At 47.6% G+C, this 14216-nt stretch carries 12 protein-coding genes; 3 read left to right on the top strand and 9 right to left on the bottom strand.

Going from position 1 to position 14216, the window contains the following annotated elements; translation table 11 throughout:
• Positions 1-37: 37 nt before the first annotated feature.
• The 8 genes from yqeH to spoVAC all read right to left on the bottom strand — a co-directional run bounded on the left by yqeH (position 38) and on the right by spoVAC (position 8298).
• Positions 38-1165: a ribosome biogenesis GTPase YqeH gene (yqeH, locus tag NLBNIHML_RS08735; protein ID WP_249912122.1), complete on the bottom strand. Its 1128-nt coding sequence runs from the start codon at positions 1163-1165 to the stop codon at positions 38-40.
• The gene (locus tag NLBNIHML_RS08740; RefSeq protein ID WP_036615148.1) at positions 1162-1689 is read right to left on the bottom strand and encodes a YqeG family HAD IIIA-type phosphatase; all 528 of its coding nucleotides are present in this window, start codon (positions 1687-1689) and stop codon (positions 1162-1164) included. The genes yqeH and NLBNIHML_RS08740 overlap by 4 nt, the downstream gene beginning before the upstream one ends.
• Positions 1690-1799: 110 nt before the next feature.
• On the bottom strand, positions 1800-4013 hold the full coding sequence (locus tag NLBNIHML_RS08745; RefSeq protein WP_494354168.1) for a DUF4129 domain-containing transglutaminase family protein: 2214 nt from the start codon (positions 4011-4013) through the stop codon (positions 1800-1802).
• Complete coding sequence (locus NLBNIHML_RS08750) at positions 4010-5257, bottom strand: DUF58 domain-containing protein (protein ID WP_339236130.1); 1248 nt, start codon at positions 5255-5257, stop codon at positions 4010-4012. The genes NLBNIHML_RS08745 and NLBNIHML_RS08750 overlap by 4 nt, the downstream gene beginning before the upstream one ends.
• 3 nt (positions 5258-5260) lie before the next feature.
• Positions 5261-6217, bottom strand: coding sequence for an AAA family ATPase (locus NLBNIHML_RS08755; RefSeq protein ID WP_253439472.1), 957 nt, complete (start codon positions 6215-6217; stop codon positions 5261-5263).
• A 209-nt stretch (positions 6218-6426) separates the two neighbouring features.
• Positions 6427-6777: a stage V sporulation protein AE gene (spoVAE, locus tag NLBNIHML_RS08760; protein ID WP_091028336.1), complete on the bottom strand. Its 351-nt coding sequence runs from the start codon at positions 6775-6777 to the stop codon at positions 6427-6429.
• Positions 6778-6781: 4 nt separating this feature from the next.
• A complete protein-coding gene (gene spoVAD, locus NLBNIHML_RS08765) occupies positions 6782-7798 on the bottom strand; it encodes a stage V sporulation protein AD (RefSeq protein WP_339236134.1) in 1017 nt (338 codons plus the stop codon).
• A complete protein-coding gene (gene spoVAC, locus NLBNIHML_RS08770) occupies positions 7795-8298 on the bottom strand; it encodes a stage V sporulation protein AC (protein ID WP_445252597.1) in 504 nt (167 codons plus the stop codon). Before spoVAC ends, spoVAD begins: the two co-directional genes overlap by 4 nt.
• A 643-nt stretch (positions 8299-8941) precedes the next feature.
• Between spoVAC and NLBNIHML_RS08775 the strand changes: the two genes are divergently transcribed.
• Both NLBNIHML_RS08775 and NLBNIHML_RS08780 read left to right on the top strand, forming a co-directional pair.
• Entirely contained in the window at positions 8942-10015 is a 1074-nt protein-coding gene (locus tag NLBNIHML_RS08775; RefSeq protein ID WP_339236137.1) for a M42 family metallopeptidase, read from the top strand.
• A gap of 179 nt (positions 10016-10194) precedes the next feature.
• On the top strand, positions 10195-10518 hold the full coding sequence (locus tag NLBNIHML_RS08780) for a hypothetical protein (RefSeq protein WP_339256524.1): 324 nt from the start codon (positions 10195-10197) through the stop codon (positions 10516-10518).
• A gap of 242 nt (positions 10519-10760) precedes the next feature.
• Here NLBNIHML_RS08780 and NLBNIHML_RS08785 read toward each other — a convergent pair whose 3' ends face one another.
• Positions 10761-11468: a metal-dependent hydrolase gene (locus NLBNIHML_RS08785; protein ID WP_339236141.1), complete on the bottom strand. Its 708-nt coding sequence runs from the start codon at positions 11466-11468 to the stop codon at positions 10761-10763.
• 276 nt (positions 11469-11744) lie between these two features.
• On the opposite strand from NLBNIHML_RS08785, the gene nirB reads away from it, so the two are divergent.
• On the top strand, positions 11745-14174 hold the full coding sequence (gene nirB, locus NLBNIHML_RS08790; RefSeq protein ID WP_339256526.1) for a nitrite reductase large subunit NirB: 2430 nt from the start codon (positions 11745-11747) through the stop codon (positions 14172-14174).
• Positions 14175-14216: the final 42 nt, after the last annotated feature.

A 14216-nucleotide genomic window follows, 5' to 3' on the forward strand; every position in this document is an offset into this window, starting at 1 on the left:
CCTCCGATCCATCTGATGTACAGGTTCTGAGAATTTGTTAGATCAATGATGGACGGATCTGTACACGAATGCCTTTTGGAGCATGAACAGCAACCAGCGCTCCAATATCACCATTGACCTTAATCCAGCCCAGACCAGAGATGAATACATCCGATTGACTGCCGCGTTTGATGCGGAATTCATGTCGGGTCCATTCAGCCATCTCAGCTGCATTCTCACGAGTTGGCGGAGATAACAATTCTCCCAGGTGATCGCGGTACAGGTCGTCTGCACGCTCCAGCTTCGTCCGATGAATATCAAGCGCAGTGCTGATAAAACACGTGAACGACTGGCGATCACCTTCCACAAAGTCAAATCGAGCCATGCCGCCGAAGAACAGCGTCTGACCGGAATTCAACTGATAGACAGCCGGTTTAAGCGGTTTTTCCGGCATGATGGCAGCGAGATCTTTACGTGAAACAATCTCGCTGAAACGCCATGGATATACGATTCCGGGCGTATCTATAATATATTTCCCATCATCCAGCGGAATGTTCACCATATCCAGCGTTGTTCCCGGATAACGGGATGTGGTCAGTTCCTGCTCCAGATCGCTGTAATCACGGATCAGACGGTTAATCAATGTGGATTTACCCACATTGGTACCGCCAACCACGTACACGTCACGATCTTCGCGATACGTTCCTACAAGCTCAAGCAGTCGGTCAAAGCCCTGATTTTGCTTCGCACTGCACAAGACGACATCCACGGTGCGCAGACCTTGTTCTTTGGCTTGCTTCTGCACCCAGTTGCGAACCTTGTTCCAGTTGGTTACTTTTGGAAGCAAGTCCGTTTTGTTCACAGCAAGCAACACCGGATTGTTGCCTACAAAACGTTGCAGACCAGAGATAATACTGCCATCAAAGTCAAACAAATCAACGATATGGATGACAAGTGCATCCTTATCCCCGATTTTGCTAAGCAGCGCCAGGAATTCGTCCTGATCCACTGTAACGGATGATGACTCATTATAATTTTTGATGCGGAAACAGCGCTGGCATATAACCGGTTCACGATCCAGTGCCTTCTCGGGGATGAACCCTGGTAATTCCGAATTTTCTGTTTGCAGATGCACGCCGCATCCGCTGCACCTTACGGCAAGATTGCCGTTATGCGGTTCTGTCATTTCTTCTTTTCCTCCTCAAGCCATAAGCCTTTCCTGCGTAAACTCGTTAGAGCAATCCGTTCCACGCGCCGATTGAAGCGGGTCATAAATCCTTCGTCACCAATGGAGATTGGCAGTACCAGAACGGTGTATAACCCCATCCGGTTCCCTCCATAGACGTCCGTAAGCATCTGATCGCCTACAACAATCGTGTTTTCAGGAGATAACTCCATCATTTTCATTGCTCTACGAAACGGTACATTCGATGGTTTGCGTGCACTATGCACAAACTGGATATCCAGCGGGGTCGCAAACAGGGATACACGATTCAAATTGTTATTGGACACAATCATCAACTTGAAACCGGCTTCTTTCACACGCGCAAACCATTCAATCAGTTCGGGCGTAGCGTCAGGGGCTTTGGCTCCAACGAGTGTGTTATCCAGATCAGTTATAATTCCACGGTAGCCTTGAGCGTACAGCTCTTCCAGATTAATGTCAAAAACCGTGTCTACACGCAGCTTGGGCATTAACATTTTAAACAAAGAAGTCACCTCAGTTTCATACGACACACTATATCACAAATCCGTCTTTCCTGAAAATGCATACAGCGCCTGATGGCATAGGAAAAAAGGAAAAACGGGACGGGCAACAACTAAGCCCGTTCCGCTTTCAATTCTTTTCTCAGCTTCAAGGCAGTCTGATAGACACCCTTCCAGTCGTCGGCAGTTACGGACGCCGGACTGTAACGAGTCTGTTCAAACTTCGTGAGAAGCTCATACAATGTAGCTTCTGCAGCAGGTTTGGCCTGGCTCCAGCGAGCTACTGATTCACGAAGTGTCTCGTCTCCGCTCCGGGTCAGTCCCTTGCGTTTCACATAATGAATCCAACGCTCGGTCTCCGCTACCACCTTCTGTTCAGGAGTGAGCGGTCCACCTGTCCGTAAACGAAGCAGGAAGAATCGCATGGAGAAGCGATTACGCCAGAACATGTATGCTACCCACAATACGATAACGGCTCCTGCAGCCCAGATGACAAAAGTCGGGATGGCAGACGCGTTCTGCTCAGGTGCAGGGGTCTGCTCTTCCTCTTGTACCAGCTCCTCTTCAGGCTGTTCTTCAGGCTCATCTACAGGCTGTACGTCAGGCTGTTCCGTAAGCAGTGGCATATCAAAGCCCGGTGTTGCTTCAACAGGAATCCAGCCATACTCACCGAAGTAGACCTCAGCCCAGGAGTGTGCATCTGCATTGGTAACGGTGTAGGTCGTCTCAATCCCCGCGCCAGGTTGACGTGGAGCCTGCATGTCCGAATTGAGGGACAGCTGTCCAGGCGCATAACCTTTAACCCACCTTGCAGGAATGCCCTCCGAGCGCGCCATCATCACCAGCGCCGTGGAGAAGTAGTCACAGTAGCCTTCCATAATATCAAACAGGAAACCTTCCACAAAGTCACTGCTTACTTTTCGAGATAAATCCGGATTGTTCGTGTATTCAAAATTAGTTTGTAAATAGTTTTGCAGTAATGCCACTTTTTCATACGGCGTATTCGCAGATGCCGTTATCTCGGCTGCCAGATTCGAGACCCGGTCAGGGAAACGGGATGGTAACTGCAAGTACATATCATCAGCAGGGTTACTGTTATACAGATCTTCAAAAGACTTTGTACGAAGCTCATCTTCCACAATCACAGGGGCTTCAGATACGATGGTGTACGTCTTGGGATACTGTGGTTGCTGACGGTCTGTCACTACATGCAGTTCAGCCTGTTCTGGATTCCACAACATCCGTTCCGTTCTGTCCTCGCCATTAATCGAGCTCACTTCCGAGATCGAATAAGCACCAAAGAGAATTGGATAGACATTATCGTTTAGCATCGTTACGTTCTGAATCACTTGTTTGGTATTCACATTTCCGGATTGATCGTTCTCCAGAGGCTGTCCTGCTTGAACATTCTCTGTTGCACCCCGTCCACGGTCATCCCAGCCTGTGCCTGTATACTCTGCACGTGTCTCCCCGCGCCAGTAACTACGTTCATTGGTCGTGACAGACATGACAGGGGTATAGTCGAAGTTGAATCCGCCACCCAGCTGATTGTCTTCCCTGCTGTATCCCGATTCGGTAGCTGCCGGAATATCAAGGTTTCCGTTACCAACCTGGCTTGTGGAAGTTCCGGTATAGTTCCGCCACGCTGTATACGGGTCCGTCAAGGTGGGCGGAATCTCTGGCATGTTGACGCTGGCTACAATAATCAAAGAAAAAATAATGGCAATATTGGCCAGGACTTTATAAGGATAACGGATGATTCGTTTCCAACCTTGTGGATACTGGAGCTGATAGTTACGGAAATGCTGACATACGAGCCATCCCATCCCTGCAAACATCACCCACGCGATTTCAATCCAGAGTGGAATCTGGGTAAAAGAATCGAGAATCCCCATCGAAATGATATTAACACCCAGAAAAACAAGAATGCGACGTGTTGTCGTCACGAGTCGAAGCGCAGCTTCAAGCATCACCCATGCACACAGGGAGAACCAGATGTAAGGCGTCATATGCAATATGAATTGCTCCGCTCGGTCCGTTAATGAACCGTAAGGGATGTACACCGTATAATCAATTAGCGTTTTATGCAAAATGTAACCAACGACAACCGCCTTGATCATCGCGCGATACATCGTTTTGAAGGGCAGAATGACCTCCAGCACACTGACCGCTGCAAGTGTCCATAACACGAGAGACGTTGTCTCCGTATACCACGATTCCTGCGTAAATGATATCCACTGCATGCCAATCAGGAAAATCCAGAGCAATGACGCTGCATGATACCAAGATCGTTTGCCTGCAACACTTTCATTTCCCTTTGTACTCATACAGAACCTCCCCCCATCACCGTTGGAAGCTCCTGCAAGTGAGAAACCGTGAATGACCTCGTGCCTCTTCCACGCAACATGGCATTCCACTCCGCACTACGGCGGGATTCACTGGTATCCATCAGAATATGACATGGCGTCATGCCCCGCGTATCGGCCCAGCGCAACAGTTCCAATATCTTTTCATCCTTCTGGGGAGAAATCACAACAAAGTAAGCTCCCTGAGGCAATTGACGTGCGATTCTTTCCACTCCAGGCAACAGATGAGTGTCCTGACCGTTGTATTGAATGTCTACCAGATGATGCATCATCTTCTGTCGTTCCAGCTGACTTTCACTGGGGGCCATGTAAGAGGTCTCGTCTGACAATGTCAACAATCCCATTCCCATCCGTTCCCTCGCACCATACTCCAGCAGTGAGGCAGCTGTGGACACGGCAATTTCAAAAGCATCCCCATGTTCATAACTTGATGCCAGCGCATCCAGAACCAGGATGGTTTTGGGCACAGACTCATGTTCAAACTCCTTGGACTTCCAGTTCCCTGTCTTTGCCGTAGCATTCCAGTGAATGCGGGAAAGCCGATCTCCGTATACGTAGTCACGTACACCATTGATCTGAGTGGTCTCTCTCCGTGAACGGGTTAACGCCGTCTGAGGACCAGATAACCGTGATTTGCGGTCGTAAAGCTGCCAATATGGAATAAATACCGTTCTTGGCAGTACTCGAAACTCACCTTTAGCCTTAAACTTGCCTCGATGTTCAATCAGTCCGAATATGTCCTCACTGGCACATTCCGTTTCTGAGAACACGTACTTCCCCCGCTCAAGTGGCGGTGTCTGGAATGACAACTCCCCATTACCTCGCATATTGGGAATCAAACTTTCCTTGAACGACCACGATTCTCCATTATGCCGGTGCAGCATTTCACGTACAACCACATAGGGAAGCGGAAGGAATCCCGGAATGGTCAGACTCAACTGTACTTGAACCTGATCACCTGCATGAAGCAGTTCTTCATGGTCCGGACCAGAAGATAGCCTACGCACTCCCTGAGCACGTCGTACACCGCTAAATCCAGCGATAGCAAGATACACACAGAGCAGGGTCACCATCGAAAGTAACATTAGGGATGTCTTCCCTCCCTGGAACAAAACATAAGCCAGACAGCACATCCACACCATTGCGATGCTCCATACGCGTGGGTGGCGCAGCCCTCTATTGACTGTACTCAAAAGCGGCTTCATGAACTATTGCCCCATGGAGACGGGCACGCGTACTTGCTGCAGCACGGCATTCAGAACTGCTTCGGAACTCATACTGTCCAGTCTCGATTCGGGACGAAGCACAATACGATGAGAGATCACATAAGGGGCCATCGTCTTCACATCATCCGGGAGCACATAATCACGTTCCTGCAAGAAAGCAAAGGCTTTTACCGCCATCATGAAGGATATGGCTGCCCGTGGGCTGGCGCCCAGCAATACAGATGGATGGGAGCGGGTTTGACGAACAACATCCAGCAGATAGTCCATGACCGGATCACCGATAAAGACTTCCTTGATCTCCTGCTGGATTGCCGAGATCTGGTCCATATGGGTGACGGATTCGAGACGATCTACAGGCTGGCCAGACTGATGCGTTTTCAGCAGGGTTTTCTCGATTTCTTTATCGGGATAACCAAGGCTTATTTTCAACATAAACCGGTCTAATTGTGCTTCCGGCAATGTGTATGTGCCTTCAAAATCAATCGGATTCTGAGTTGCACAGAGCATGAACGGATGTGGCAGATCATACGTATCGCCATCCACGGTTACACTGCGCTCCTCCATGACTTCAAGCAACGCCGACTGAGTTTTCGTTGTGGCCCGGTTAATCTCATCAGCCAGCAGGATGTTGGTCATCACGGGACCTGGACGGAAATAAAAACGTTCATCCTTCGGATGGAACACGGATACGCCCGTAATATCACTGGGTAAAATATCAGGATTACATTGAATGCGTCGGTACTCTCCGCGCATGGATTTCGATAATGCCTTGATTAACTGCGTTTTGCCAGTTCCCGGTACGTCTTCGATCAGAACGTGCCCGCCTGCAAGCAAAGCTGTAAGTAAAAGTTGAATTTCAAAGGATTTCCCCATAATGCAGGATTCCAGATTAGAACGAACTGCGGATATGATTTGGATCGACTCTTTGCGCACAGGCATGTGGTCTAACCTCCTAAAAAAGCATACAGATTTCCTTTTATTGTACATGATCCACGGGCGTGAGTACACTCGAAGGAACTCACAATTTGTTTCCAACCCGTCAGATTCACCGCAGTTCACGCATGAATACGACAAAAAAGGCCCGGATAGAAGTAATCCGAAGCCTTTGGTGAATCAAAATCAGGTTCAAGTGAATTTGTCATATGAAGTTAGCCTTTTGGACGAACCACCAATGCCGCCAAAAAAGAAAAGATGATCGCTGACGATATTCCCGCCGCTGTCAGATCAAAGATCCCGGTGATCACTCCGATCCAACCCTCTTTCTCAAGTTCAGTCAATGCTCCATGTACCAAGGAGTTACCGAAACTTGTTATAGGAACAGAAGCACCTGCACCTGCAAACTTAACCAACGGATCATAAAGACCGAGTGCATCCGCAACCGCACCTGCCACAACAAGTGTACTCATGGTATGTGCCGGTGTAAGTTTGACACCATCCATTAGAAGCTGTCCTACAACACAGATCAAACCGCCAACGATAAATGCCCACAAGAACTGCATTCCATTAACCCTCCTTCTCTATAGCTACGGCATGTGCGATACAAGGAATAGTTTCACCCTGCTGATACGAGAGCGGTGACAAGAGTGCACCCGTAGCCACAACGAGTACCCGTTTGAGATCACCCTTCTGCATCCGATTCAAAATGTGACCGTAGGTTACCGTGGCAGAACATCCGCAGCCACTTCCTCCTGCAACAACATAAGGCTGTTTCTCCCGATCATAGATCATCAATCCGCAATCATTGAATACCGTCTGTTCCATGGGGAGACCTTCTTTTTGCAAAAGCTCTTTGGTAATCGGCAGACCGACAGAAGCCAGATCCCCGGTCACAATAAGATCGTAATAACCAGGCTCCAGTCCTGTATCCCTGAAATGAGAGATCAGGGTGTCGGCGGCTGCCGGTGCCATCGCTGAACCCATGTTGAAGGGATCTTTGATTCCCAAATCCATGATCCTACCAATGGTAGCCTTGGTCACTACTGGACCATCACCCGTACGGGACACCACACCACACCCTGAACCCGTAACGGTATATTGCGCATAAGGCGGCTTCTGAGAGCCATACTCCGTTGGATAACGAAATTGCTTCTCAACCGTGCAGTTGTGACTGACCGTACCTGCAAGGACATAATCGCCAGCTCCCGAGTCCACAATCATGGATGCCAGCGCCAACGTTTCCATAGAAGTTGAACAAGCTCCGAAGACACCAAGGTAAGGCACACCCAATTTTCTCGCTGAAAATGAACTGCTGATAATCTGATTCATCAGATCTCCACCAACAAAAAAGTGTAGCTCTTCCTTGGTGATATTTGCATTAATCAAAGCGAGTTGGGAGGCCTGTTCGAGCAGTTTGCGTTCTCCCTTCTCCCACGTCTTCTCACCGATCTCAAGGTTGTCATAGATGTAATCAAAATCTGATGACAAGGGACCTTTGCCTTCATCTGGTCCTACTACTGCCGCCTTGCCGATAATTCGCGGACGATTCTCAAATTGCCACGTTTGGCGACCCAATCGCTTCACAGGTGTCCACCTCCAAATCCCAAAAAGGCGTACACGATGCCTACAACAAATGCTGCCACGACACCAAACACGATAACGGAACCAGCAAGTTTGAACATGTTGGCCCCAACCCCAAGTACCAACCCTTCAGCACGATGTTCAAGTGCAGCAGAGCACATGGAATTGGCAAATCCGGTTACCGGCACAGCCGTTCCTGCCCCTGCCCATTGAGCCATTTTATCGTATACCCCAAGACAAGTCAGAATAACGGATATGAGAATCATGACCGCCACCGTAGGATTGGAAGCTTCCTTCGATGTCATGTCGAAACCGGCCATGAAAGCCTCTTGAATGGCCTGTCCTATCAAGCAGACGGTACCTCCAACCAGAAATGCCTTGAGGCAGTTCTTTAGGATTGGACGAGGCGGTTCATGTTTTTTCGCAACTTTTTTGTACTCCTTTTCATCCATGGACAGGGACGACGTTTTTTTTTCGCTTCCTGATGCAGATTGAGCTGGCAAGATGCAAGACCTCCTCTATGTCAAAATGGTTCAAAGCTACGGCTGAATGCCAATGTGTATAATCTTATATTCAGTGTTTGTTAATCATCGGAAGGTTATGTATCCGGCGACAGACAGCATATGTTTCCAACAAGATCATACGGTGGAAACAGGTTGGAGATCCGCCGGATTTGAAGGCTCATAGATCCGTTCTATAAATAAAGAAGAACAATCACGAGCAAGATAAAAAGAACGATGAACAGTACTTTTTCCGTGCCCTCTTCCGGAGGCTTCATTGGATAGTTAGCTCCTTCCTATATGAGACAAGGAAATATTGAGTATATAAACTTCACAAAATGATGACATCCCCTCTGTATATTCATATTCATTGAAGTAGCTCCAGGTCTGCGGCTACCGCGGATAAAACCATGAAACATGGGTAAGACAAGCGCCCAAAACATGCCTTAAATACGTGACATAAACATGGACAATCACTTGCGCAAGGTTCATACTGTAATGTGACCAGTGGTTAAATAACAAGTCCTCCGCATAATCAGATGCGTGTTCAAAAAAGTCTGATTTTGAACTACATCTAAAAGGACAACAGGCGGGTAGCCGTTCTACTGTGACCTGAAATACATACCAACAGAGGAGTTGTTGACACATGAATGAAAAAACGATGGATATGTTTCGCACGTTGACGGAGTTTCCCTCCGCATCCGGTTTTGAACGTGAGCTTCGCGGCTGGATGAAAGAGCAGCTTTCCGCTTATACGGATGAGTTCGTCCAGGATCGCCTAGGGAGTCTATTTGGTGTTTTACGGGGAGAGGAATCCGGTCCTAAAGTTATGGTTGCCGGACACTTTGACGAAGTTGGTTTCATGACTACGGGCATTACCGAAACAGGTATGATCAAATTCCGTCCACTGGGTGGATGGTGGAGTCAGGCTGTACTTTCTCAACGATTGGAAATCATCACACCTGATCGTCGGATTACCGGAGTTGTAGGTTCCACACCTACACACTTGCTGGACGAGTCCCAGCGGAACAAACCTGTTGATTTGAATTCCATGTATCTCGATATTGGAGCAGACAACCGTGCCGAAGCAGAATCCTGGGGCATTCATCCAGGGATGCAGATTGTGCCAATCTGTGAATTCACGCCGATGGCGAACCCGAAAAAAATCATGGCCAAAGCGTGGGATAATCGTTACGGCGTAGGTCTTGCACTTGAACTGGTTGAAGCGTTACACAAGGAAAAACTGCCAAACACACTTTATGCTGGTGCAACGGTTCAGGAAGAACTGGGGCTTCGCGGTGCACGTACGGCGGCCAATCTGATTCAGCCTGATATCTTCTTCGCGCTTGACTGTAGCGCGGCGAATGATATGACAGGTGACAAACAGTCATTTGGACATATCGGAGAAGGAGCATTACTTCGTATTTTTGACCCGGGTATGTTCACTCATCGCGGAATGGTGGAATATGTTCAAGATACGGCTTCATCGAATCAGATCAAAATGCAGTATTTCATCTCACCAGGCGGTACTGATGCAGGTCAAGTTCACCTGAGCGGCATCGGTGTGCCCTCAACAGTGATAGGGATCTGTGCACGTTATATCCATACCTCTTCTTCAATCATTCATACGGATGACTACGATGCGGCCAAAGAATTGATTGTAAAACTCGTTAAAGGTCTTGATCGGACAACGATGAATACCATTATTGATAACGCGTAGTTCAGTTACATGGAAAACACTTAAATAATTATGCCTGAAAGAGATGTCCCGTCAGACCGGGATGTCTCTTTTTTTGTTTAATCAACTAGATTAATAGGTCGAACATTATGGAGAATGCCACATAAGATATACGATAATGGAAGATCAATAACCAAACACCAACCAGTGGGGGACCTGTTATGGCAGTGGGAAGAAACGGAAAATCGAATAAAGGTTCTAACAAAAAACCAAACGCTGCTAATACCCTCCTTAATGGAAACCTCAAGGGAAAAAATCTCGAATTGATTGTAGCAGCGCTATTGGTGAGCGGAAAGTTGAGAGTGGATGCTGTCACGTTGTTTCGTGAGGCTACATTGGTTGTGGAATTGGTTGGTCAATATAAAACACTTCGAAAGGTCACACCCTCCAATTCAGACAAACTGGTACAATTCCTGGATGAAACCGGCGGCGATATGACGCTGAATGATGTTATACAGGCATTTCAACAGAGAATCAATTCCTAATCGCCAAGAAATGAGGTGGACATCATGTCCGAGTTTGACGGAACCGGGTTTGCCGAACTGTTAATTGTGCTTATTCTTGTTGTTTTATTTGTTTATGGCTCTACTGACATCGGAACACTCACTGGCTCACCTACTTCAACCTGATCTTATTGTAAGTCCTAACAGTAAAAATCGCAGCATCTGGAGAAAATGAACACATCAAAATGCCAATCCGATTCACCGGACTGGCATTTTATGTATCATTACAGAAATAATGGCGAGAACGCAAACCACGCCAAAATAAGGGTAAGCACAATGCAGACATTCTCTACAACGGCTCCATGTTTGGTTCCTGTGCTCATCAGATTGGCTCGTATGCGCCACTTGAGCGGTGGTAACGGACGAATGCCACGATTGGTTAATGAATCGGCCAACAGGTGCATGGCATACGCCGTACCTCCTGCTACCCAGATTTCCGGCCCCTGCTGTTGCGAGGTGCTGTAAAGTAAACCAGCCCAGACCGCAGTTCCATACAAGGTATGCGTCAACCCCCTATGCGTTAGTGTGGTGCACAGCATAAGCAGGCTGCCTGCAATCAGATTCCACGGAGCAAATGCGTGGCCGTAGAACACCAGGCCGAGTCCAATGGTGAACATCAACACTTTGCGAAGAGAACGCGAAGGCAGGAATGACACGAGTGCAATGAGAATTGCAAGCAGCAGGTTCCATGGTTTGGCATGAACATAGAAGTACACAAACACAGCTGTCGGCAAAAGAACGGTCTGTAACAGCCTGATGAGACTGTTAGGCAAGGCTCTCGATACCAGCAGCGAATTCGGCTCATCGATGTCAGGCAATAACGAACCAATCAGAGCAACCGTAACTGCGGGTGCAGTCACCGGCATACCAGCCAATTGAAGTACAGATAGCGAAACGCCTGTCCCGATAATCAGGTGGGATCTTCCCATCATGATGCAAAAACGTCCTTTCGAAGAAATAGGGAACATACATAGCCCACTTTTGATAGTACAACGAAACCAAAACAAGAACAATAGTTCGTATTTCTTATTTATATAAAAATAAATATCACTTTCTGTGATGGGGCTCACACTATTAAATTTATGACTCTTCTATCTTTATTAGTGAATTAAATCACATAAATTATCGTCAACACCTTGTATAATTTCAAATATAAACCACTAAAATTGCAGGTAATGTACAGCGTCTATTCAAGGAGGCATACACACATGAACGGAAAAAAAGAGAAACTCGTTATCATTGGTAACGGTATGGCAGGAATCAGTACCGTCGAACAAATTTTGAAATTAACTACGCGATTTGATATTACCGTTTTTGGCACAGAGCCCTATCCTAACTACAACCGCATTATGTTGTCATATGTACTGGAAGGCAGTAAAACACTGGATGACATCGTGCTGAATGATCTCCACTGGTATGAAGATTATGGTATTACACTCCATACTGGAACAACTGTAGCCCGAATTGATTCGGATACACTTGAGGTCATTACGGAGGATGGAACTCGCTTTCCTTATGACAAAATTATCATTGCAACAGGCTCCAACTCCTTCATTCTCCCCGTACCGGGGCATGACAAAGAAGGTGTCGTTGGTTTCCGTGATATCGCCGATTGTAACGTCATGCTCGACGCTGCTAAACAGTACAAACGAGCGGCCGTGATCGGGGGCGGACTGCTGGGTCTTGAAGCGGCCAAAGGTCTGGTACAACTTGGCATGGAGGTTACCGTAGTACATCTGATGGAAGATCTGATGGAGCGTCAGCTTGATCCGCAAGCTTCAGCCATGTTAAAGGCAGAATTGGAGCGTCAGGGTATCCGGTTCAAAATGGGCGCACAGACTTCCGAACTGCTTGGCGGTGAACGGGTTGAAGGCATTCGTTTTGCCGATGATTCCGTACTGAATGTTGACTTCGTGGTCATGGCTGTAGGGATCAAACCGAATACAGCTGTAGCCCGTGAAAGCGGTATGGAAGTGAACCGGGGTATTGTTGTGAATGACTACATGCAGACTTCCCTTGAGAATGTCTATTCGGTTGGGGAATGTACAGAGCACCGAGGGGTATGCTACGGCCTCGTTGCCCCATTGTTCGAGCAAGGCATGATTCTCGCGAAACATATCTGCGGTGTGGAGACCGCTCCGTATGAAGGCTCTGTAGTATCAACGAAATTGAAAATTTCGGGTGTGGACGTCTTTTCAACTGGTGAATTCATCGACAGTCCGGAGCACACCGTCATTTCGCATAAAGACGACTGGAAACGGACCTACAAAAAAATTCTGCTCCGCGATAATAAAATGGTTGGTGCTGTTCTATTCGGTGACATTACGGATTCTGCCGAATTGCAGAAGTTAATCAAACATCAGACTGAAATGACTGAAGAACTGTATAGCTCACTCATGGGTACAGGTTGCGGCGGTCATAAGAAAACAACCTCTGTTGAAACGATGCCGGAAGACGAAATCGTCTGCGGATGTAACGGGGTCACTAAAGGAACGATTGTTGATGTCATTACCAACCAGGGCCTCACTACTGTAGATGAAATCAAAGCCTGTACGGGTGCAACACGCTCTTGCGGTGGATGTAAGCCGGTTGTGGAACAGATTCTGCAATATGTGCTTGGAGACAGCTTCAGCAGTGGAGCCAAACAGGGCATATGCGGATGTACTTCCATGGGACGGGATGAGATTGTAGCCGAGATTCGTGCAAAAGGATTACAAACGACCAAAGAAGTCATGAATGTACTCGGATGGAGTCAGCCTGAAGGTTGTTCCAAATGTCGCCCGGCAATCAACTATTATCTTGGCATGATTGCACCGGACACGCATGAAGACGAGAAGGAATCACGCTTTGTTAACGAACGCATGAACGCCAATATTCAAAAGGATGGAACGTATACGGTCGTACCGCGGATGTATGGCGGGGTGACTACACCAGAGGATCTCAAACGCATTGCTGACGTTTCAGTCAAATATGATGTGAAAGCAGTCAAAGTTACCGGCGGCCAGCGCCTCGACTTGATTGGTGTCAAAAAAGAAGACCTGACCAAAGTTTGGGCTGAACTCGATATGCCATCAGGTTATGCATACGCCAAATCGCTGCGCACAGTCAAAACATGTGTCGGCTCCCAATTCTGCCGATTCGGTACACAGGATTCCATGGCCATGGGCGCTCGCATCGAACGTAAATTTGAACGCCTCGATCTGCCAGCCAAGTTTAAATATGCCGTCAACGGTTGTCCACGGAACTGTGCAGAGGCATGTACCAAAGATATCGGTATTGTTGGTAACGACGGCGGCTGGGAAATATTCATCGGCGGTAACGGCGGTATTAAAGCAAGACTGGCTGATTCCCTGTGCAAAGTGAAAACGGATGAAGAGTTGATTGAACTGTGCGGAGCTATCATGCAATATTACCGCGAAACAGGTAACTATCTGGAACGGACTTCGGAGTGGGTGGAACGCATGGGTCTGGAGCATATTCGTTCGGTTGTCGTCGATAATCTCGAAGAACGTAAAGCATTGATGGAGCGGATTGAATTCGCACTTGAACATGTCGAAGAACCTTGGCAAAAAGCGATTCGCAATGAGGAAGGCCAAAGCAAAATGTTCCACGGCATCGAAGTATCGGCTCGTCCATAAGCAATCCCGCATGATCAACACGATCAGAACGTTAAATAGATA

It is taken from the genome of Paenibacillus sp. JNU01, from assembly GCF_059130585.1.

Bases quoted from the DNA above. Each gene is read 5' to 3' on its own strand.
- yqeH (WP_249912122.1), bottom strand. From the start codon at position 1,165: ATGACAGAACCGCATAACGGCAATCTTGCCGTAAGGTGCAGCGGATGC.
- NLBNIHML_RS08745 (WP_494354168.1), bottom strand. From the start codon at position 4,013: ATGAGTACAAAGGGAAATGAAAGTGTTGCAGGCAAACGATCTTGGTAT.
- NLBNIHML_RS08750 (WP_339236130.1), bottom strand. From the start codon at position 5,257: ATGAAGCCGCTTTTGAGTACAGTCAATAGAGGGCTGCGCCACCCACGC.
- NLBNIHML_RS08755 (WP_253439472.1), bottom strand. From the start codon at position 6,217: ATGCCTGTGCGCAAAGAGTCGATCCAAATCATATCCGCAGTTCGTTCT.
- spoVAE (WP_091028336.1), bottom strand. From the start codon at position 6,777: ATGCAGTTCTTGTGGGCATTTATCGTTGGCGGTTTGATCTGTGTTGTA.
- NLBNIHML_RS08775 (WP_339236137.1), top strand. From the start codon at position 8,942: ATGAATGAAAAAACGATGGATATGTTTCGCACGTTGACGGAGTTTCCC.
- NLBNIHML_RS08780 (WP_339256524.1), top strand. From the start codon at position 10,195: ATGGCAGTGGGAAGAAACGGAAAATCGAATAAAGGTTCTAACAAAAAA.
- NLBNIHML_RS08785 (WP_339236141.1), bottom strand. From the start codon at position 11,468: ATGATGGGAAGATCCCACCTGATTATCGGGACAGGCGTTTCGCTATCT.
- nirB (WP_339256526.1), top strand. From the start codon at position 11,745: ATGAACGGAAAAAAAGAGAAACTCGTTATCATTGGTAACGGTATGGCA.